The organism is Pseudosporangium ferrugineum (genome assembly GCF_003002065.1).
Taxonomy (GTDB): Bacteria; Actinomycetota; Actinomycetes; order Mycobacteriales; family Micromonosporaceae; genus Actinoplanes; species Actinoplanes ferrugineus_A.
Genome location: NZ_PVZG01000001.1, coordinates 188901 through 209060 on the forward strand (window position 1 = coordinate 188901; position 20160 = coordinate 209060).

Consider the following 20160-nt stretch of genomic DNA (forward strand, 5'->3'; position numbering starts at 1 on the left):
TCCGGGCAGGGCGGTGCGGCACGCGAGCGACCAGCTGCCGCCGTTCGCCGCAAGCTGTGGATCGGCATCGCTCCTCAGCGATCGGCAGCGGATGGTTCGCGAAGTGCGGCCAGCACGACGCCGTCGATGATCGCGAGCATGAACTCCTCGTCGACGGCCTGTTGCATGAAGAACGCGCGGTAGGCCGCCATCGACGGGATCACCTGCGCCAGAGCGTCGAGGTGGGGCGGCGGGGCGTACTCGCCCCGATCGACGGCCCGCTGGATCAGGAACCGGTAGGCGGCGGTCGACGGCTCGACGATGGCCCTGGTCACGGCGTCCACGGCCCTGGGGGTGCGGGTGATCATGGCCGAGACACTGCTCAGGATGCGCAGGCGCCGCTCGCTGCCGCCCATCCAGTTCGGGTCCAGCAGAGCCAGGAAGTCCGAGCGCAGTGTGCCGGTGTCCGGCAGGCCGTCCGGGCCCAGGTCGGCCGAGTCGGTGCAGGCGATGGCGGCCAGGATCAGCTCGTCCTTGCCCTCCCAGCGGCGGTAGATGGTGTGCCTTCCCGCTCCGGCCCGGGCCGCGACCAACTCGATGGTGACGTCGGCGTAGTCCGTCTCCGCGAGCACGTCGAGGGTGGCCTGCAGGATCCGCGCGTCCTTCTCAGGGTCGCGCCGGCGTCCGGCCTTACCCGCCGTGGGAGCGCTGGTCATCCCGTGATGGTACGCACCATCAATTGCGGCACTGGATAGTGCCGTATTAGCGTGGGGCGTCCCACCGATCCGATCCAGGAGAACCACCATGCACAGCAACGACGTTCAGGAACTGCTCGACCGCGCCGCCATCACCGACGTGCTGTACCGGATCGCCCGCGCGATGGACAGCAAGGACTGGGACCTGCTCGCGGCCGGCTACACCGAGGATGCCCAGGGCGACTACGTCAACGCCGCCGCCGGCGGGCGCGCGGAGATCGTCGAGGGCACCCGGGCCTTCCTGGGGCCGCTCGATGCGACCCAGCACGCCGTGCACAACATCGAGGTCAGCATCGACGGCGACACCGCCACCACCCACGCCACGATGACGGCCCAGCACGTGCGAGGTGAAGAGCAGTTCCTGTTGGGCGGCACCTATGACGACACCTTCCGGCGTACCGAGCAGGGCTGGCAGATCAGCAACCGCCGCATCCGGGGCCTCTGGAGCACAGGGAACCCGGCCGTTCTCACGGTGCCCGTCTCCTGACCGGGGCCGGCACACGATCGCCGCCGGCAGGTTTCCCCTGCGAGCAGCGTCCTGGTCTCACCGGCGTCGGACGCCGACGAGGACAGCGGGTCGAATATCGCGGTTGGTTACCGGCCCGGAGACCGTGACTAGCGGTACAGCCGCAGGTCGGCGATGCTCCACCAGTGCGGGCTCGTGCCGGTGTTGGTGATCCGTACGTAGCGGGCCCGGGTCGGCGGCACCCGGACGGTCGTCAGCTGGCCGGTGCCGCGGCCCGTGGCGAGCGTGCGCCAGTGCGTACCGTCGTTGCTCGCCGCCAGTTCCCAGGAGCGGGCGTAGTCGCCGAGGTTGTCGCCGCTGTCGACGGCGATCTCACGGAACCGGCGGGGCGTGCCGAAGTCGGCGCGCAGGTACTGGCCGGGCGCCTGGGCGGCGGCGCTGGACCAGCGGGTGGACGCGTCGCCGTCGACGGCCGCCGCCGGGTTGTCGCCCGACGGGCAGGCAGTGGCGGTGGCGTCGCCGGGCGGCAGGAGGCGGCCGGCGGCGGGGAGGGCGCCGCGGGGCCAGGTGAAGGGCCGGATGGCGGTGTCCCTGCTGGTCCGGGTCCTCGAGCGGCACGCGGTCGAGGCGCTGCACGTGGAGCTCGCCACCGAGCTCGTCGTCAGGGACTCCACCGGAACCGCTCCGGCCCGATAGGGTTCGCCCGTGACCTCCTTCGCGATCGTGGGCGCCGGCTGGCGCGCGGAGATGTTCTGGCGGCTCGCCGCGAGCCTCGACGACCTCGACTGCGTCGGCGCGGTGGTGCGCACGCCGCGGACGCTGCCGGTGCCCTCGTACGCCTCGCTGGCCGAGTGCGTGGAGCAGGCCCGGCCCGACTTCATCGTCACCGCGGTGTCCTGGGGCGCGAGCCCGGGGATGATCGTCGAGGCGGTCGAGCGCGGGCTGCCGGTGCTGGCCGAGACGCCGCCCGCGCCGGACGCCGACGGGCTGCGGGCGCTGTGGGCGGCGGTCGGCGAATCCGGGCTGGTCCAGGTCGCGGAGCAGTATCTGCTCGTGCCCTCGCACGCCGCCCGCGCCGCCGCCGTGCGGCTCGGCCTGATCGGCACCCCGACCCAGGTGCAGGTCTCGTCGACGCACATGTACCACGCGGTGTCGCTGATCCGGGGGCTGCTCGGGGTGGGGCGCGAGCCGGTCACCGTGCGCGCGAGCCGGACCACCGCTCCCCTGGTCGACCCGCTGACCCGCGACGGCTGGACCGACGACCCGGACCCGCGGCCGGCCACCACCACCATCGCCACCCTGGACTTCGGCGAGGGCCGCTCCGGCGTCTACGACTTCACCGCCAACCAGTGGCACAACCAGCTGCGCTTCCGCCGGCTGCTGGTCCGCGGCACCCACGGCGAGCTGCGCGACGACGAGGTGGTCCGGCTGGCCGCCCCGCGTACGGTGATCCGCTCGCCGCTGGTGCGCCGCCAGACCGGCTACGACCTGGACCTCGACGGCTTCGACACGGACACGATCACGCTCGGCGGCGAGGTGCTCTACCGCAACCCGTACCCCGGGCGGCGCTGGAGCGACGAGGAGATCGCGATCGCCACCCTGCTGGACGCGACCGCCGCCTGGGTGCGCGGCACCGCGCCGGCGCCGTACCCGCTGGCCGACGGCGCCCACGACCACCTGATCGCGCTCGCGATCGAGGAAGCCGCCGACACCGACCGCACGGTGACCACGGCGGCGGAGGACTGGGCGTAATCCGGTTGCGGAACGCCGGAGCGGGTCAGGAGCGGCACGCGGCGGCCGATCGGAAGATCGACCCCGCATTCCGTCCGGACGGAGCCCGCATGAACCCGCGAACCGCTCGCGCGTGCTTCGCCGGCTGGCTGGCGCTGCTCACCGGCATCTACTACGCCTGGCCCGCCACGCACCTGTACTCGTGGGCGGCGATCGGGCTCTCCGGGGTGGCCGCGATCGTGCTGGGCGTCCGCGTCCACCGCCCCGCGCAGCGGCTGCCGTGGTATCTGATCGCCGCCGCGCTGCTCTTCTTCGTCTCCGGCGACACCATCTACTACGCCCAGGTCACGCTCGGGCTCGACGCGCCCTTCCCCGGCCCCGCCGACGTCCTGTACGTGCTCGTCTACCCGCTTCTCGCGGGCGGTCTGGTGCTGTTCGTCCGGGCCCGCTCCGGCGACCGGAACCGGGCCGCCCTGCTCGACGCGCTGGTGCCGACGGTCAGCCTCGGCCTGCTGTCCTGGGTCTACCTGATCGCGCCGTACACCCGGGACACCGAGCTGAGCCTGGCCGAGAAGGCGGTGTCGGTCGCGTACCCGCTCGGCGACGTGCTGGCCCTGGCGATCCTGCTGCGCGTGCTCACCTCCCCCGGCGGCAAGCCCGCGGCGGTCCGGCTGCTGTCGCTGAGCATCGTCGGCGTCCTCGTCTCCGACGTCATGTACGGCCTCGCCCGCCTCGGCAACGGCTGGGCGGTCGGCGGTCCGGTCGACCTCGGCTGGATCGTCCTCTACGGCGCCGCCGGGCTCGCCGCGCTGCACCCGTCGATGACCTGGCTGACCCGCGACGCCACCGCAGGCGACGCCCCGCCCACGGTGGGCGGGCGCCGGCTGGCGCTGCTGACCCTCGCGGCCCTCATCGCCCCCGGCGTCCTGCTCGCCGAGCACCTCGCCGGCGAGGTCGTGGACGCGCCGGTCATCGCGGCCGGGTCGGCCGTGCTCGTGCTGCTGGTCATGGCGCGCGTCGGCGGCCTGCTCGAGGAGCAGCGCCGGGCGCACCACCGGGAGCGGGCGCTGCGCCGGGCCACCGCCGCCCTCGCCGGCGCCGCGACCGGGGACGACGTGCGGGCGGCGGTGCGGACCGCGATCGCCACGATCATGCCGCCGGGCGAGGCGTACACGCTGGTGACCGGGGAGCCGGTGCCGCTGGGCGACGCGAGCACCATGGAGCTGGGGGTCAGCCTGGTCCCCGCCGACCCGGCCGTCGCCGGATTCCCGTACGTGCTGCAGGCCGCCATGGTCGTGCCCGGTCCCCCGCCCGCCCGGGCCGTCGTCCGGCTGTCCGCGCCGGCGGCGACGCTGCGGGCCGTACGCCCCGCGGTGCAGGCCCTGTTCGCCCAGGTGGGGCTCGTGGTGGAGCGGATCGCGCTGGCCGGCGAGATCAGCCGCCGCGACGGCGAGGCGTACTTCCGGACCCTGATCCAGAGCGCGTCCGACGTGATCCTCATCGTCGGCGACGAGGACGAGATCCGCTACGCGAGCCCGTCCGCCGGCCCGGTCCTCGGCCGGCCCGACCTCACCGGCTCCCCGCTCATCCGGCTGGTCGCCGACACCCACCACGACGAGCTGGCCGCCCTGCTGGTGCGTGCCCGCGCCGGGAACCGCGACGGCACCGACCTCACCGTCGTCTGCGCCGACCGCCGCCTGCTGCAGGTCGAGTGCATCGCCCGCGACCTGCGCGACGATCCCACCGTACGCGGACTCGTGCTGACCGTGCGCGACGTGACCGAGCGGCGCCGCCTGGAGAACGACCTCGCTCACCAGGCGTTCCACGACGGGCTCACCGGCCTCGCCAACCGGGCGCTGTTCCGCGACCGGCTCGAGCAGGCGTTCGCCGCCGCCGTGAGCGCCGGCACCGAGCTGGGCGTGCTCTTCGTCGACCTCGACGACTTCAAGGAGGTCAACGACACCCTCGGGCACGCGGTCGGCGACCAGCTGCTGGTCGCCGTCGCCCGGCGCATCGCCCAGGCCATCGGGCCGCGCGACACCGCGGCGCGGATGGGCGGGGACGAGTTCGCCGTCCTGGTCGCCGAGGCGTCCGACGCCCACGCGGCCGAGGGGGTCGCCGCCCGGATCGTGGCCGCGCTCGGCTCGCCGGTCGAGGTCAGCGACGGCCTCGGCGGCAGCCACGTGGTCAGCGGGGCGGCCAGCGTCGGCCTCGCCACCGGCCGGGACGCGGACAGCCCCACCGAGCTGCTGCGCCACGCCGACCTCGCGCTGTACCTGGCGAAGGGTGCCGGCAAGGCCACCTGGCAGCGCTACCGCAGCGACCTGGACACCGCGATGGTGGAGCGGCTCGCGCTGCGTACCGCATTGCACGAGGCGGTCGAGGACCGGCAGTTCGTGCTCAAGTACCAGCCCATCGTGGAGCTGCCCAGCGGCACGGTCACCGGCGTCGAGGCGCTGATCCGCTGGCAGCACCCGGAGCGGGGGTTGCTGGGCCCGTACCACTTCATCGAGCTGGCGGAGGAGTCCGGCGCGATCGTCGGCATCGGCGCCTGGGTGCTGCGCGAGGCGCTGCGGCAGTTCGCCGAGTGGCACGCCGGCGCGCCCGCCGCGCCCCTGCGCTACGTCAGCGTGAACGTGTCGGCCCGGCAGTTCCGGCAGCCCGGCTTCGTGGACCAGGTCCGCGAGGCGCTCGCCGACACCGGCGCCGCGCCGGAATGGCTGCTGCTCGAGATCACCGAGAGCCTGGTGCTGCGCGACGTCGAGCAGGTCTGGGCCGACCTCGAGGAGCTACGCGCCCTCGGGGTCCGGATCGCGATCGACGACTTCGGTACGGGCTACTCCTCGCTCAGCTACCTGCGGCAGATCCCGGTCGACGTGCTGAAGATCGACAAGTCGTTCATCGACGACATCCTGGCCGGCACCCAGCAGCGGGCGCTGGTCGACGCGATCGTCACCCTGGCCCGCCACCTGGAGCTGGCCGTGGTCGCCGAGGGCATCGAGCACGAGGAGCAGCGCGTCGTGCTCGCCGCCATGGGCTGCCCGTACGGCCAGGGCTATCTCTTCGCCGAGCCGCTCTGGCCGGCCGAGATCACCGCCGGCGCGCGGCCGGGCGTGCCGGCCTGAGGCCGCAGGCCGAGCGACGGGACATAACGTGAGAAGTTCTCATGTTCACGCTACGCGCGCTGCCACCGGTGGGTGCGGGATTCGCCGGAGTGCCCCGCTACAGCTGGCCGTGGTTCGGCGGCTGGACGTCCGCCAGCTCGTACGCGCCCAGGTGGTGGTACTTCCAGTCGAGCGGGTCGTGCAGGGTGTGCGTCCGCGAGTTGCGCCAGTGCCGGTCGAGGTCGTACTTCGCCGCCGTCGCGCTGGTGCCGCACATCTGGAACAGCTCCGACGCCGCCTCCAGGGCCACCTCGCTGCCGAACGCCTTCGCCGCCGCCACGGCGAGGGAGCCGCGGGCGGCCTCCGCGGCGTCCGCCGGGATCAGGCCGATCCCGTCGAGGGTACGGGCCGCGTCGGCGAGCAGCGCCTCGGCCGCCCGTACCCGCGCCGCGACCCGGCCGTAGCGGTGCAGCACGTGCGGATCGTCGGTGGCGGTCACCGCGCCGGCCCGCACGGCCTCGGTGGACGGACGGGCCCGTTCCCGCAGGTACGCCCGGGCGTCCCGCAGCGCGCCCCCGGCGATGCCCACCTCGATGGCGGCGTGCACCACCTGCGCCCGGGCACCCAGCTGCTGCGGCACCTCGTACGCCCCCGCGTAGTCGAGCACCAGCGGCACCTCGACGTCCGTGAAGGTCGCGGTCCCGCTGATCGTGGCGCGCTGCCCGATCACGTCCCAGTCGGTGTCGACGGTGACCCCGCCGGCGTCGCGCCGGACGAACGCGAGGACCTGACGGCCGTCCTCGCCGAGGGCGCTGACCGCGATCCAGGCCGAGGTCAGGGCGCCGGTCGTGTAGAACTTGCGGCCGGTGAGCCGGCCGCCCGCGTACCGGGTGCGCAGGTCCTGCGCGTGGGTGCCGCCCCGCTCGGCGATCGCGTTGCCGATCCGCCGGCCGGCGAGGACCTCGGCGTACAGCGTGGCGCGGGTGGTGTCGTCGCCGTGCGCGGCGAGGACGTCGACGAGCAGGTAGTGCGCCTGCGGGACCTGGGCGATCGCCGGGTCCACCGCCGCCACGACCCGGATCACCTCGGCCAGCGTGGACGGGCCGAGGCCGGGCCCGCCGTCCGCGGCCGGGACGGTGATGCCCAGCAGCCCCGAGCCGTCGAGCACCGCCAGCGCGTCGGCCGGCACGGTCGCGGCGCCCTCGCGGTCGCGCCGGATCACGCCCGGCGCCAGCGCCGCGGCGACCTCGTGGGCGGCGGCCACGGCCGCGTCATGGGAGTCGATCATCACCCGCCGATCCTAGGCATCGCTCCCCCGCCGCACCCGTACGGCACCCGCCGCGCACCCGCCACGCACCCGCCGCCGGGTTGACTGATCCGGTTGAGCGGCCGGCGAACGGGGATGCGATGCGGGGCACTGACCGGCGGGCCTACGCGGTCGCCATGGCCGTGGTGATCGCCGGTTACCAGCTGCTCCCGGACGGTCCCTGGTGGACGGCGGCGTGGCAGGTCGGCATCGGCTGGGCCGGCACCGCGGCGATCCTGGCCGGGGCGCGCCGGCTGCCGTGGCGCGACCGGCTGCCCTGGTGGTGCTTCGCGCTGGGCATCTTCGCGAACTCGTCCGGCATCGCCGTGGCGGTCTACGCCGAGAGCGTTCTCGGCCGGGTGGATCTGCCCACCCCGGCGGACCCGCTGTTCCTCGTCCTCTACCCCGCGTGCGCGCTGGGCCTGGCGCTGCTGATCCGCCGGCGCGAGCCCGGTCGCAACTGGACGGCCATGGTGGACGCCACCACCATCACCACCGGGCTGGGCCTGCTCGCCTGGGTGTACGTGATCGAGCCGGCCGCCCAGGAGGCGGGCATGTCGCTGCTGGGCCGGGCGGTGCAGGTGGCGTACCCGGTCGGGGATCTGCTCCTGCTCGCCATGCTGACGCGGTTGCTGCGGGCCGGGGGCGTACGCGGGGCCTCGTTCTGGTGGCTCGCCGGATCGTTCACCGCCTTCCTCGCCGGGGACACCACCTGGGTGGTCCTCGGCAACCTCGGCGACGCCGGCTGGGCGCTGGAGGAGGTCCTGTGGTTCCGCCGGGGCATCGACATGATGTTCCTGACCGCGTTCGCGCTGGCCGGCCTGGCCGCCCTGCACTTGGGCGCCCGCGAGCTGGCCCGGACGGCGGCGCCGCTCCCGCCCCGCCTCGGCCGCCTGCAACTGGCCGCGCTGACCGGCGCCTCCCTCATCGCCCCGGCGATCCTGGCCGGGCAGGTCGCCTCCGGCCGGGTCACCGACGGCCCGGCCATCGTGGTCGGCTCGACGGCCCTGTTCCTGCTCGTCGTGACCCGGATGGCACAGCTCGTGCGGCAGGTCGAGCGGCAGTCCCGGCAGGTGCGCGAGCTGTCGCGCACCGACGACCTGACCGGCCTGCCGAACCGGCGGGCGTGGAACGACGAGCTGCCGCGGGCCCTCGAACGGTCCCGCCGCGACGGCGCGCCGGTCTGCGTGGCGGTGCTGGACCTGGACCGCTTCAAGCAGTTCAACGACAGCTACGGGCACCCGGCCGGCGACCGCCTGCTCAAGGAGGCCAGCGCCGCGTGGCACTCGGCGCTGCGCGAGGTCGACACGCTCGCCCGCTACGGCGGCGAGGAGTTCACCGTGCTGCTGCCCGGCGCGGACCTGGCATCGGCCCGCGCCGCGACCGAACGGGCACTGGCCGCGACCCCGCTCGGGCAGACGTTCTCGGCGGGCCTCGCCCTGTGGGACGGCACCGAGACGTCGGACGAGCTCATCGCGCGGGCCGACGCCGCCCTGTACGCCGCGAAGGGCGCCGGACGCGACCGCATCGTCGCCGCGGACCCGTGGCCGGATGTGCATATGCGCAGGTCGCAATAGGTCGGACGGGCCGCGTCGCGGTGGGCGGCCCGGGCCGCCGACCCGGTAGGGTGGGGCCCGGCCCGCCCCCGATCGCGACCCGGAGCACCCGTTGAGCGCAACCGACGAGATCGACCACCCGGCCGTCGCCGCACCCCCGGCGCCGCCCCCGCACCGGGAGCGCCGGATCGGCTCGGTCGAGGTGCTCGCCGCGCTGCTCGTGCTGCTCGTGGTGTTCCGCGGCCCGCTCGCGTCGCTGATCTCCGGCCCCCGCCTCCAGACCTGGACCACCGTCTTCGTGTCGGTGCTGGTGCAGGCCGTGCCCTTCCTGGTGTTCGGCGTGGTGCTGTCGGCGGTGATCGCGGTGTTCGTGCCCCGCTCCTTCTGGGCCCGGGCGCTGCCGAAGCACCCCGCGCTGGCGGTGCCGGCGGCCGGCCTGGCCGGCGTGGTCCTGCCCGGCTGCGAGTGCGGCAGCGTGCCCATCGCCGGCTCGCTGATCCGTCGTGGGGTCACCCCGGCGGCGGCCCTCGCGTTCCTGCTCGCCGCGCCGGCGATCAACCCGATCGTGCTGACCGCCACCGCCGTCGCCTTCCCGGGCAACCCGGAGATGGTCGTCGCCCGGGGGGCCGCGAGCCTCGTCGTGGCGGTCACCATGGGCTGGCTCTGGCTGCGGCTGGGCAAGGCCGATTGGATCAGGCTGCCGCACCGGCCGGACCTCGACGGCCTGGGCCGCGGCCAGGCGTTCTGGGCGGCGGCGCGGCACGACGTGATGCACGCCGGCGGCTTCCTCGTGCTCGGCGCCGCGGCAGCCGCCACGATCAACGTCGTGGTGCCCGAGCGGTGGCTGACCAGCCTCGCCTCGAATCCGGTGCTGTCGGTGCTGGCCCTGGCCGTCCTGGCCGTGCTGCTCTCCATCTGCAGCGAGGCGGACGCGTTCGTGGCGGCCTCGCTCTCCCAGTTCTCGCTCACCTCGCGGCTGGTGTTCCTGGTGGTCGGGCCGATGGTGGACCTCAAGCTGATCAGCATGCAGACCGGGGTCTTCGGCCGCCGCTTCGCCGCCCGGTTCGCCCCGGCGACGCTGGTGGCCGGGATCCTGGCCGGCTCGGCGTTCGGGGCGGTGCTGCTGTGAACCGGCAGGCCCAGGCGGTCATCATGCTGCTGTTCGGCGGGGCGATCCTCAAGGCCTGCATGGGCGACCTCTACCTGCGCTACGTCAAGGAGGGGCTGCGCCCCTTCCTCATCGGCGCGGGCCTACTGCTGGTCGCCGCGGCCGTCATGACCCTCTGGTACGAGCTGCGCCCGCGCCGCGCCGCCACGGCCCCGGAGACCGGCGCTCACCACCACGAGCCGCGCGTCGGCTGGCTGCTGATCCTGCCGGTGCTCGGCCTGCTGCTGGTGGCGCCGCCCGCGCTGGGGTCGTACGCCGCCGGGCAGGCCGGCAGCGTGCTCACCGCGCAGAACTCGTCGTCGGACTACCCCGCGCTGCCCGCGGGCGACCCGGTCGAGGTGGCGGTGCTCGACTACGCCTCCCGGGCGGTGTTCGACAAGGGACGCAGCCTCACCGGCCGCACGGTGCGGCTCACCGGCTTCGTGACGCCAGGGCCGGACGGCGAGCCGATGCTGGCCCGCATGGTCATGTCCTGCTGCGCCGCCGACGGGCGCCCGATCAAGGTCGGCCTCGACGGCGGGGACCTGGCCGGCGTCGCCCCGGACACCTGGGTGCGGGTGGACGGCACGTACGCCGACCGCGTCGGCAAGGACCCGGTGAACGACGCCGACGTGCCGTACCTGCGGGTCACCGGCTGGCAGGAGATCCCCGCGCCGAAGCAGCAGTACGAGTGAGCGGGCGTCGGCGGCTGGCCGGCGGCGCGGCGACGGCGGTGGCGCTGGTGGCGGGCGGGGTGCTGCTCGCGTACCCGGAGAACGGCGACCGCAGCGCGCCCCCGGGGAGGGTGAGCCTGGCGACGGCCTGGCCGGACGCGCAGCGTGCCGACCTCCCCGGCAACGTGCCGGACGGCCCGATCTACCACCCGGAGCTGTTCCTCGACGCGCGGACCAGCGTCGGCACCGCCCCCAGCCCGGACGGCGCGGCGGTGCGGCTGGTCCTGCGCGCGGCCGACGGGTCGCTGCGCGAGCTGCGGCGCCGCCCGATCGCCTCCCGGCCCGAGTTCGGCACCCTGGCCGTCGCCGGCACCGACCTGGTCTGGTCCGAGTCCGCCGACGGTACGCGCACCGAACTGTGGGCCGCGACCACCGCCGGCGCGGACGTCCGGCGCCTCACCCGCGACACCGGCAACCCGGTGTTCGCCGGCTCGCAGTGGGACGTCGTCCTGGCGGACGGCCGGGCCTGGTGGGCCGCGGCCTCCGGCGACGAGGAGACCGAGATCCGGTCGGTCGCGCTGGCCGGCGGGGCCGTCACCGTACGCCGGGTGCCCGGCACCTGGGCGCTGACGGCCTGGCCGTGGCTGACCGACGGCGCCGGCGACCGGACCGGCACCACGACCCTGCGCGAGCTGACCGGCAACCGGGAGCAGCGGGTCGCCACGACCGGCACCGAGCTGACCACCTGCGGCCCGGTCTGGTGCCGGGTGATGGTGCTGACCGGCGACGGACTGGCCCGGATCGACGCCATGCACCCGGACGGCACCGCCCGCCGGCGCATCGCGGGCGGCTCGGCGGGCGCGGCGATCACCGACGTGGCGATCCTCGACCGCTTCGAGATCCTCTCCGAGGCCGGCCCGGACTCCGACCTCACCGGCACGGAGGCGCTGCTCGTCCACGACCTGCGCGACGGCCGCACCGTGGACGTCACCGCGGCCACCGACGGCGCCTTCGCCCGCAACGGCGTGCTGTGGTGGGCCACCGGCGACCAGGACTCGCTGGTCTGGCACACGCTCGACCTGCGTACGGTCTGATCAGCCGAGGCGCGGCGGCAGCCCGAAGAGGGGGAACAGGCGCGGCGTGTCGAGGTAGTTCGTGATCCCGGCGATCCGCCCCCCGAAGATCTCCAGCACGATCAGCGCCCACGGCTCGTGGCCCGCGCCGCCGGACGCCGGCCGGTACTGGCCGAACGCCGGCTGGCCGCCGGCCGCCACCGGGATCAGGCGGGAGCCCCGGCAGCCGCTGCCGGTGCCGGCCATCCAGGCGCCGATGTCGCCGGTCCCGCGCAGCCACAGCGGCAGCGGCGGCATCGACAGCGTCGCGTCCTCGTGCAGCAGCGTGGTCAGCGCCTCCAGGTCGTACGCCTGGAACGCCTCGACGTAGCGGCCGAGCAGCACCCGCTGCGCCTCGTCCAGCGGCCGGTACACGTCCGTGGCGGCGTCCGCGGCGGCCACCGTCGCGCGGGCCCGCTGCAGCGCGCTCGTGACGCTCGGCACGGACGTGCCGAGCAGCTCGGCGACCTCCTGGGCCGACCACGCCAGCACGTCGCGCAGGATCAGCACGGCCCGCTGCCGCGGCGGCAGGAGCTGCAGCGCCGCGACGAACGCCAGCCGGATCGATTCCCGCTCGGCGATCACGTCGGCGGGGTCGGCCCGCTCCGGCACCACCCGGGTGTCCGGGACCGGGCCGAGCCAGACCGCCTCCGGCCGGGGTTCGCCGGGATCGGTGGCGTGCCCGGAGCCGGCCGGGCCGAGATCCATCGGGCGGACCCGCCGCTGGGCGCTGTCCAGCATGCTGAGGCAGACGTTGGTGGCGATCCGGTAGAGCCACGACCGCAGCGCCGCGCGGCCCTCGAAGTCGTCGAGCCCCCGCCAGGCGCGGAGCAGGGCGTCCTGCACGGCATCCTCGGCCTCGAAGGCCGAACCGAGCATGCGGTAGCAGTACCCGGTCAGCTCCGGCCGGTACGCCTCGAGCTGGGCCACGTCGGTCACGCGGCAAGACTACGGAAAATTCCCCGCCGGGCACCGATGACTTTCCGGTGGCCGCCCGGTCTACCCCTGCGACACCCGGACGAACAAGCACAAGGAGTGGCCATGACCGCAACCGGGCAGTACGCGGACGTCAACGGGCTCAGCATGTACTACGAGGTCCACGGCAGCGGGCGTCCGCTGGTGCTGCTGCACGGTGGGCTCGGGTCGGGCGAGATGTTCGCACCGCTCCTCGACACCCTCACGGCGCACCGCACGGTCGTCCTGCCGGACCTGCAGGGCCACGGCCGGACCGCCGACGTCGACCGGCCGCTCGACATTCGCACGATGGCCGACGACGTGGCCGCCCTCATCGGCCACCTGGGCCTGGAGCGGCCGGACGTGGCCGGCTACTCGCTGGGCGGCGGGGTGGCGCTGCTGACCGCGATCCGGCACCCGGAGAAGGTACGCCGCCTGGTCTCGGCGTCGGCCGGCATCCGCCGCGGCGCGACCTACCCGGAGATCCTGGCGCAGCAGGGGCAGGTGTCCGGCGCGGCGGCCGAGTTCATGAAGGAGACGCCGATGTACGAGCTGTACCAGCGGGTGGCGCCCCGCCCGGAGGACTTCCCCCGGCTGCTCGACAAGATCGGCGCGGCGATGGCCGAGGACTTCGACTTCACCGAGGAGGTCCGCGGCCTCCAGGTGCCGGCCCTGGTGGTGGGCGCGGACGCGGACCTGGTGCCGCCCGCCCACTTCGTCGAGGTCTTCGGGCTGCTCGACGGCGGCGCCCGCGACGGCGGCTGGACGGGTGAGGGACGGCCCAAGGGCGGCCACGCGCTGGCGATCCTGCCCGGCCTGACCCACTACGACCTGTTCCGGTCCCCGCTGTTCGCGGCGGTGACGCTGGCCTTCACCGACCGGGAGGACTGACCCCCGGGGCCGCCGGGTCCCCCACCCGGCGGCCCCGCGCCCGTCAGCTGCCGACCGGGCCGCCGTCGAGGCGCCAGGTCACCACCACGGCCGGCTTGGCGAAGTCGCCGTCCGGCCAGGTCGACGCGGGCTTCTCCAGCGTCGCGCCGCTGATCTCGCCCGGGTGCTGCACCGCGGTGAACACCGACCGGTCGTCGCCGGTGATGAACGGCCCGCAGGTCTCCGCGCCCAGCGGCACGGTGAGGAACTGCCTCAGGTGCCCGCGCTCCGGCCCCTCGATCGCCGTGGCGAACAGGCCGTCGTTGCTGCCCAGCGCGTTGCCGTCGGTGGAGATCCACAGGTTGCCGGCGCTGTCGAAGGCGACGTTGTCCGGGCACGAGATCGGCGACACCGCGCTCTTGTCGTAGCCGCCGAAGTACGTCGACGCGTCGGCCGGGTCGCCGCAGACGATCGGCAGCGACCAGGTGAACGACTCGCCCGTGTGGTCCCCGCCGTCCTCGACCAGCTCGAAGATGTGGCCGTGCTTGTTGTTCGCCCGGGGGTTCGCCTCGTCCACGCCCGGGTTGCCGCCCACCGCCCGGTTGCTGTTGTTGGTCATCGCGGCGTAGATCTTGCCGGTACGCGGGCTGGGCTGGACGTCCTCGGGACGGTCCATCTTCGTCGCCTGCACCGCGTCACCCGCCAGCCGGGTGAAGGTCAGCACCTCGGCCGCCGTCATGCCGGGCACGTACGAGCGGTCGCCGGAGACGAGCTTGATCCAGCGGCCGGTGCCGTCGAACGCGCCGTCGGACGGCAGCTTGCCCGTACCGTCGATCTCCGCCGCCGGGCTGTCCCCGGTGACCTTGGCGACGTAGAGCGTGCCCGACTCCAGCAGGGTGAGGTTGTGCCGGCGGTCGCCGGGGAGGTAGCGCTTCTTCGACACGAACTTGTACAGGTAGTCGAACCGCTCGTCGTCACCCATGTACGCGACCACGTGCCCGCTCTTCGCCACGATGACGTTGGCGCCCTCGTGCTTGAGCCGCCCGAGCGCGGTGTGCTTGCGCGGGGTGGAGCGGGGGTCGGACGGGTCCACCTCGACGACCCAGCCGAACCGGTGCGCCTCGTTCGGGTGCTTCGCCAGGTCGAACCGCTCCTGCGCCCGCTCCCACCGGCGCGACCCGCCGGGGTAGCGCGCGGTGGTGGAGATGCCGTAGCGGGCGAGCTTCGGCTTGAGCTCGGCCGGGGCCTGGTCGCCGCCGACGAAGTACTGGTTGAAGTTCTCCTCGCCGGACAGCACGGTGCCCCACGGCGTCACCCCGCCCGAGCAGTTGTTGAGCGTACCGATGGCGGTGGTGCCCTTCGGGTCCGCGGCGGTCCGGAGCCAGGTCGAGCCGGCGGCCGGGCCGGTGAAGGCGAACGGCGTGCGCAGGGCGGTGATGCGGCGGTTGTACGGCAGGCGCTTGCCGCGTACGGGACGCCACTGGCCGGTGTGCCCGACCCGCTCGAGCTCCACCACCGACAGCCCGTGCGCGGCCATCGCCGTCTCGATCTGCCCGACGGTCATCGCCTCGAGCGTGGTGAAGCCGGGGAACATCAGCTCCTCGTTGGTGTACTCGTGGTTGACCACGAGCAGCGCGCGGTTCCCGTCGCGGCCCAGCGGCAGGACCCCCACGAAGTCGTTGTTGAAGCCGAACTGCCGGGACTGCCGGTCGGCGCTCTGCCGCGCGACGTCCAGGGCCGGCGCGCCGGGCAGCACCGGGTCGCCCCAGCGCATGACCACGGCGGTGTCGTACCCGTTCGGCACGACCAGGTTGTCGAGCTTGTTGGGCGGGATCGGCTTGAACGTCAGCGCGCCGGCCCGGTCCCGGCCCGCCGCGGGCGCCGGCCCGGCAGCGGGCACAGCCGAGGGCACGGCGGCGGCCGGCGTCGCCGCGGCGGCAGAGCCGCCGAAGCCCAGCACCATCGCGCCGATCGCCCCGGCGCGCACGACGCCGCGGCGGCTCAGGCCGTCCCGGACGACGTCACCGAGGTACGGGTTGCCCGACTCGTTCGGCACCGGGTGGTCGCACGCGTTGCCGCAGCGGTAGAGACAGGTCATGGCGTCACGCCCGCTGTGGCCGGCCGGGCCGAGCAGCGGGAGCAGACGGGGTCGTTCAGTCATCGGGCGGAACTCCTTGCAGGCGGGTGCGCGTCCTTACGCTGGCCTGACGCTAGGAGGCCGGGGTGAGTCGCAACCCGACTGCCGGTGAACAGAACGTTAACGCCGTGCTCAGGTGCCGATGACGCCCCCGTCCGGGCGCCACGTGACCACCACGGCCGGCTTGGCGAAGTCGCCGTCCGGCCACGTCGAGGCCGGGTTCTCCACCGTCGCGCCGGTGATCTCCCCGGGGTGCTGCACGGCGACGAACACCGACCGTTCGTCGCCGGTGATGAACGGGCCGCACGTCTCGGCGCCGGGCGGGACGGTGAGGAACTGCTTCAGGTGCCCGCGCTCCGGCCCCTCGATCGCCGTGGCGAACAGGCCGTCGTTGCTGCCCAGCGCGTTGCCGTCGGTCGCGATCCAGAGATTTCCCGTACGGTCGAAGGCGACGTTGTCCGGGCACGAGATCGGCGACACCGCGCTCTTGTCGTAGCCGCCGAAGTACGTCGAGGAGTCCGCCGGGTCGCCGCAGACGATCGGCAGCGACCAGGTGAACGACTCGCCCGTGTGGTCCCCGCCGTCCTCGGTGATCTCCAGGATCTGGCCGTGCCGGTTGGCGCGGCGCGGGTTCGCCTCGTCCACGCCCGGGTTCGTGCCGACGGCCCGGTTCGAGTTGTTGGTCAGCGCCGCGTAGATCTTGCCGGTGACCGGGCTGGGCTGCACGTCCTCGGGCCGGTCCAGCTTCGTCGCACCGACCGCGTCCCCGGCGAGGCGGGCGTAGGTGAGGGCGTCGACGGCGCTCATGCCGGGCACGTACGAGCGGTCGCCGGAGACGAGCTTGATCCAGCGGCCGGTGCCGTCGAACGCGCCGTCGGACGGCAGCTTGCCCGTACCGTCGATCTCCGCCGCCGGGCTGTCCCCGGTGACCTTGGCGACGTAGAGCGTGCCCGACTCCAGCAACGTCAGATTGTGCCGCCGGTCGCCCGGCCGGTAGCGCTTCTTCGACACGAACTTGTAGAGATAGTCGAACCGCTCGTCGTCACCCATGTACGCCACGACGTGCCCGCTCTTCGCCACGATGACGTTGGCACCCTCGTGCTTGAACCGGCCCATCGCGGTGTGCTTGCGCGGCCGGGAGCCCGGTTCGTACGGGTCCACCTCGACGATCCAGCCGAACCGGTGCGCCTCGTTCGGGTGCTTCGCCAGGTCGAACCGCTCCTGCGCGCGTTCCCAGCGCCGCGACCCGCCCGGGTAACGGGCCGTGGTCGTGATGCCGTACCGGGCCAGCGACGGCTTGAGCTCGGCCGGGGCCTGGTCGCCGCCGACGAAGTACTGGTTGAAGTTCTCCTCGCCGGACAGCACCGTGCCCCACGGCGTCACCCCGCCCGAGCAGTTGTTCAGCGTGCCGATCGGTGTCGTCCCGGCGGGATCGGCCGCCGTGCGCAGCAGGGCCGAACCGGCGGCCGGCCCGGTGAACCGGAACGGCGTCTCGAGCATCGTGAACCGGCGGTTGTACGCGTGCCGCCCGCGCGCCGGCCGCCACTGCCCGGTGTGCCCGGCCCGCTCGAGCTCCACCACGGACATGCCGTGCGCGGCCATCGCCACCCGGACCTGCTCGACGGTCATCGCCTCGAGCGTGGTGAAGCCGGGGAACATCAGCTCCTCGTTGGTGTACTCGTGGTTGGACACGAGCAGCGCGCGCCGGCCGTCGTGGCCCAGCGGCAGGACGGCGAGGAAGTCGTTGTTGAAGCCGAACTGGCGCAGCTGCGCCTCGGCGCTCTGCCGGTGCACGTCGAACGCGGGCGCGCCGGGCAGGATCGGGTCGCCCCAGCGGATCACCACCGCGTGGTCGTAGCCGTTGGGCACGATGACGGTGTCGAGCTCGTTCGGCGGGATCGGCTTGAAGCCGAGCGCGGCGGCCCGGCCGGAGGCCGCTCCCGCGACCGGTGCTTCCCCGGCGGCCGGCGCTTTCCCCGCGGACGCCACGGGAGCCGCCGGTGCGGCCGCGGCGGCGGGCGTGGCGCCGGCCGCCGCGCCGAAGCCGAGCACCAGGGCGCCCGCGGCGCCGGCCCGCACCAGGCCACGCCGGGTCAGGCCGTCGCTCAGCAGATCGCCGAGGTACGGGTTGTCGGTCGGGTTCGGCACGGGGTGGTCGCATGCGTTGCCGCAGCGGTAGAGGCAGGTCATCTGGTCGCGCCCGTGGGAGAGGACGGGCAGCGGACGCCGGTGTCCGGACATCGGTCGGGGCTCCTCGCGGTCGAGGGAATCAAGCGGGATGAACCGGGTTGAACTGGCCCGACGCGGGGCTGCGGTGAGTCTAAACCGGACCTTGGGTAAACGGAAGGTTAACGATCCGTGGTCAGAACGCCAGCGCCGCGACCTCGTCCGCGCAGCCCCACGACAGCGTCATGCCGGCGCCGCCGTGCCCGTACGCGTGCACCACCGTCCCGCCCGGCCACTTCTCCGCCTCCACCCGCGGGCCACCCCGCCGCGCCGGCCGCAGCCCCACCTTCTCCCCCAGCACCGGCGCCCCGGCCAGCTCGGGCACCAGCGCCACGCAGCGCTCGATGATCGCGTCCCGGGTCGCCGGCTCCGGCGTGGTGTTCCAGTTGTCGGCCTGGAAGGTGCCGCCGAGCACGACGTCCCGGGTCCGCGGGTGCACATAGGTACCGGGCTCGCCCTGGTCGCGCACGGAGACGAAGACGCCGGGGTTGGCGACGAGCACGATCTGCCCGCGTACGGGATGGACCTCGGGGTCCCCGCACAGCGACCCGGCGGCGAGCCCGGTGGCGTTGACGATCACCGGCGCCTCGGTCAGCGCCTCCTCCAGCCGGTCGACGCGGCGGCGCACCACCCGGCCCCCGGCCCGCACGAACCGCTCCCGCAGCCAGGGCAGATAGACGCTCATCTCCACGGTCGGCGCCTCGAAGCGCACCTCCCGGGTCCACGGCGCCCCGATCGGCAGGTACCGGACCCGCCCGGCGGCGGCCGCCCACCACGGCTCGCCGATCGAGCCGTCGCGCTCCAGGTTGCGGGTCTCGCGGATGATCACGCCCGGCACCCCGTCGTGCGCCTGCCGGCGGAACGCCGCATACGTGGCCGCGGCCCAGGTGAGCAGGCGCGGCTCGAAGGTGAGGCCGGTCGGATACCAGACCGCCGCCGCGACCGCGGACACCGTCTCGGTGGGACCGACCGGTGTCCACAGGGTCACCTCGGCCCCGCGTTCCCGCAGCCGCATCGCCGCCGTCATCCCGATGATCCCGCCACCCACCACGATGACATCCGCCATGCCACCATCCTGGCCCACCGGACCCGCGGACGAGCCCTCTCGGTCGGATCGGCGACGGCGCGCCCTCAGAGCCGCTCGAGTGTGGCCGGATCCGGCTCGCCGTCGTAGAACCTGTCCAGCACCGCCTGGAAGGGACCCGGATCATCGGCGGCCCGCGCGAACAACGTCATCGACGAGCGCAGCTTCAGATCGTCGGGATGCCCGAAAATGCGGGCGGCCGTGCGACCCTCGACCGCCAGCAGCGCCCGGGCACACTCGGCGAGACGCGGCCCCAGCACCGGATGCGCCAGGTAGGCGCGGGCCTCGGCCAGGTCACGGATCGCGTACGCCCGGGCCGTGGCACTGGAACCCAGGCCGACGATCTGCGGGAACACGAACCACATCCAGTGACTCCGCTTGTCCCCGGCCCGCAGTTCCGCGAGCGCCCGCTCGTACACACCGTCCTGAGCCGTTACGAACCGGTCGAGATCGTCCATGACCCGCATTCTTCCCCGGCCCCCGCCAGGCCGAGCAGCGGGGCCGCCGCCCGGCACCGGCCCGGATCGGTCAGCACCTCGGTCGAGTCGATGACCTGGTCCGCCGTCCCGGGCAGCTTGGCCAGCCAAGCCGGCAACTGACCGCCACGGGGTGGATGCGGATGACGGCGAGACGCCGCCAACGCGGGACGTGCAGAAGTTTCAAGGCGTCTCTGCGTGAACGATATTCGACGCGCCGGCCAGCGCTTCACCGAGCGCGTCCATGCGGTGTCAGGGGGACGCGGACGGTGCCGCTCGGCTTCAAGCCCTCCAAGGTCGTGTACGGGATCACCCTGAAGTCTGGAGAGGCGTTGACGCCGCAGAATCTGTTCACGTTCTCCCAGGTCGCGACGTACCGGGCAGTACGACACCTGTGCAGTTACGAGATCGAGGTCGAGGTCGTCGGAATCAGTGGGTGACGGTCCACATCAGCGGTCGCCACATCGGATAGGTGCAGTCCGGAACACGGCTGAGAGATTGTGTGGCCCCCGGAAACGTCCGCATGAGGGCTATGGTGTCCGGTGATGCCCGGTTCGGAAAGCCGGGATCACCGTTCATCGGA

At 73.9% G+C, this 20160-nt stretch carries 17 protein-coding genes; 9 read left to right on the forward strand and 8 right to left on the reverse strand.

The window, feature by feature from the left end:
* Positions 1-74: 74 nt before the first annotated feature.
* Positions 75-695: a TetR/AcrR family transcriptional regulator gene (locus CLV70_RS00890; protein WP_158277671.1), complete on the reverse strand. Its 621-nt coding sequence runs from the start codon at positions 693-695 to the stop codon at positions 75-77.
* Between the two features lie 88 nt (positions 696-783).
* Here CLV70_RS00890 and CLV70_RS00895 point away from each other — a divergent pair, with 88 nt between their 5' ends.
* A complete protein-coding gene (locus CLV70_RS00895; RefSeq protein WP_106124382.1) occupies positions 784-1221 on the forward strand; it encodes a nuclear transport factor 2 family protein in 438 nt (145 codons plus the stop codon).
* Between the two features lie 128 nt (positions 1222-1349).
* On the opposite strand, the gene CLV70_RS00900 is transcribed toward CLV70_RS00895, so the two are convergent.
* Positions 1350-1874 carry a discoidin domain-containing protein gene (locus tag CLV70_RS00900; RefSeq protein WP_245907940.1) on the reverse strand — a complete coding sequence of 175 codons (525 nt, stop codon included), beginning with the start codon at positions 1872-1874 and terminating at the stop codon, positions 1350-1352.
* A 31-nt stretch (positions 1875-1905) separates the two neighbouring features.
* On the opposite strand from CLV70_RS00900, the gene CLV70_RS00905 reads away from it, so the two are divergent.
* Together CLV70_RS00905 and CLV70_RS00910 are read left to right on the forward strand one after the other, a co-directional pair.
* Positions 1906-2952, forward strand: coding sequence for a Gfo/Idh/MocA family protein (locus CLV70_RS00905; protein ID WP_106124384.1), 1047 nt, complete (start codon positions 1906-1908; stop codon positions 2950-2952).
* A gap of 89 nt (positions 2953-3041) precedes the next feature.
* Positions 3042-6056 carry a putative bifunctional diguanylate cyclase/phosphodiesterase gene (locus CLV70_RS00910; protein ID WP_106124385.1) on the forward strand — a complete coding sequence of 1005 codons (3015 nt, stop codon included), beginning with the start codon at positions 3042-3044 and terminating at the stop codon, positions 6054-6056.
* A 97-nt stretch (positions 6057-6153) separates the two neighbouring features.
* Here the strand turns inward: CLV70_RS00910 and CLV70_RS00915 are convergent, their stop codons facing one another.
* On the reverse strand, positions 6154-7323 hold the full coding sequence (locus tag CLV70_RS00915; protein WP_106124386.1) for an acyl-CoA dehydrogenase family protein: 1170 nt from the start codon (positions 7321-7323) through the stop codon (positions 6154-6156).
* A 119-nt stretch (positions 7324-7442) separates the two neighbouring features.
* On the opposite strand from CLV70_RS00915, the gene CLV70_RS00920 reads away from it, so the two are divergent.
* From CLV70_RS00920 to CLV70_RS00935, 4 genes are all read left to right on the forward strand, one after another.
* Positions 7443-8918: a GGDEF domain-containing protein gene (locus CLV70_RS00920; protein WP_106124387.1), complete on the forward strand. Its 1476-nt coding sequence runs from the start codon at positions 7443-7445 to the stop codon at positions 8916-8918.
* A gap of 91 nt (positions 8919-9009) precedes the next feature.
* Complete coding sequence (locus CLV70_RS00925; protein ID WP_106124388.1) at positions 9010-10026, forward strand: permease; 1017 nt, start codon at positions 9010-9012, stop codon at positions 10024-10026.
* Positions 10023-10739 (forward strand): TIGR03943 family putative permease subunit, encoded by a 717-nt coding sequence (locus tag CLV70_RS00930; protein WP_106124389.1) that lies wholly within the window; start codon positions 10023-10025, stop codon positions 10737-10739. The genes CLV70_RS00925 and CLV70_RS00930 overlap by 4 nt, the downstream gene beginning before the upstream one ends.
* The gene (locus tag CLV70_RS00935) at positions 10736-11812 is read left to right on the forward strand and encodes a hypothetical protein (RefSeq protein WP_106124390.1); all 1077 of its coding nucleotides are present in this window, start codon (positions 10736-10738) and stop codon (positions 11810-11812) included. The genes CLV70_RS00930 and CLV70_RS00935 overlap by 4 nt, the downstream gene beginning before the upstream one ends.
* Here the strand turns inward: CLV70_RS00935 and CLV70_RS00940 are convergent, their stop codons facing one another.
* Positions 11813-12769 (reverse strand): sigma-70 family RNA polymerase sigma factor, encoded by a 957-nt coding sequence (locus tag CLV70_RS00940; protein ID WP_106124391.1) that lies wholly within the window; start codon positions 12767-12769, stop codon positions 11813-11815.
* A gap of 144 nt (positions 12770-12913) precedes the next feature.
* Between CLV70_RS00940 and CLV70_RS00945 the strand changes: the two genes are divergently transcribed.
* The gene (locus CLV70_RS00945) at positions 12914-13675 is read left to right on the forward strand and encodes an alpha/beta fold hydrolase (protein WP_211303613.1); all 762 of its coding nucleotides are present in this window, start codon (positions 12914-12916) and stop codon (positions 13673-13675) included.
* 43 nt (positions 13676-13718) lie between these two features.
* Here the strand turns inward: CLV70_RS00945 and CLV70_RS00950 are convergent, their stop codons facing one another.
* The 4 genes from CLV70_RS00950 to CLV70_RS00965 all read right to left on the reverse strand — a co-directional run bounded on the left by CLV70_RS00950 (position 13719) and on the right by CLV70_RS00965 (position 19559).
* Entirely contained in the window at positions 13719-15815 is a 2097-nt protein-coding gene (locus CLV70_RS00950; RefSeq protein ID WP_106124393.1) for a PhoX family protein, read from the reverse strand.
* Between the two features lie 108 nt (positions 15816-15923).
* Positions 15924-18032 carry a PhoX family protein gene (locus CLV70_RS00955; protein ID WP_106124394.1) on the reverse strand — a complete coding sequence of 703 codons (2109 nt, stop codon included), beginning with the start codon at positions 18030-18032 and terminating at the stop codon, positions 15924-15926.
* A 121-nt stretch (positions 18033-18153) separates the two neighbouring features.
* Positions 18154-19083, reverse strand: a complete 930-nt coding sequence (locus CLV70_RS00960) for an FAD-dependent oxidoreductase (RefSeq protein WP_106124395.1) — start codon at positions 19081-19083, stop codon at positions 18154-18156.
* Between the two features lie 65 nt (positions 19084-19148).
* Positions 19149-19559 (reverse strand): DUF1810 domain-containing protein, encoded by a 411-nt coding sequence (locus CLV70_RS00965; RefSeq protein ID WP_106124968.1) that lies wholly within the window; start codon positions 19557-19559, stop codon positions 19149-19151.
* 161 nt (positions 19560-19720) lie between these two features.
* Here CLV70_RS00965 and CLV70_RS41945 point away from each other — a divergent pair, with 161 nt between their 5' ends.
* Positions 19721-20017 carry a DUF6119 family protein gene (locus tag CLV70_RS41945; protein WP_342750342.1) on the forward strand — a complete coding sequence of 99 codons (297 nt, stop codon included), beginning with the start codon at positions 19721-19723 and terminating at the stop codon, positions 20015-20017.
* Positions 20018-20160: the final 143 nt, after the last annotated feature.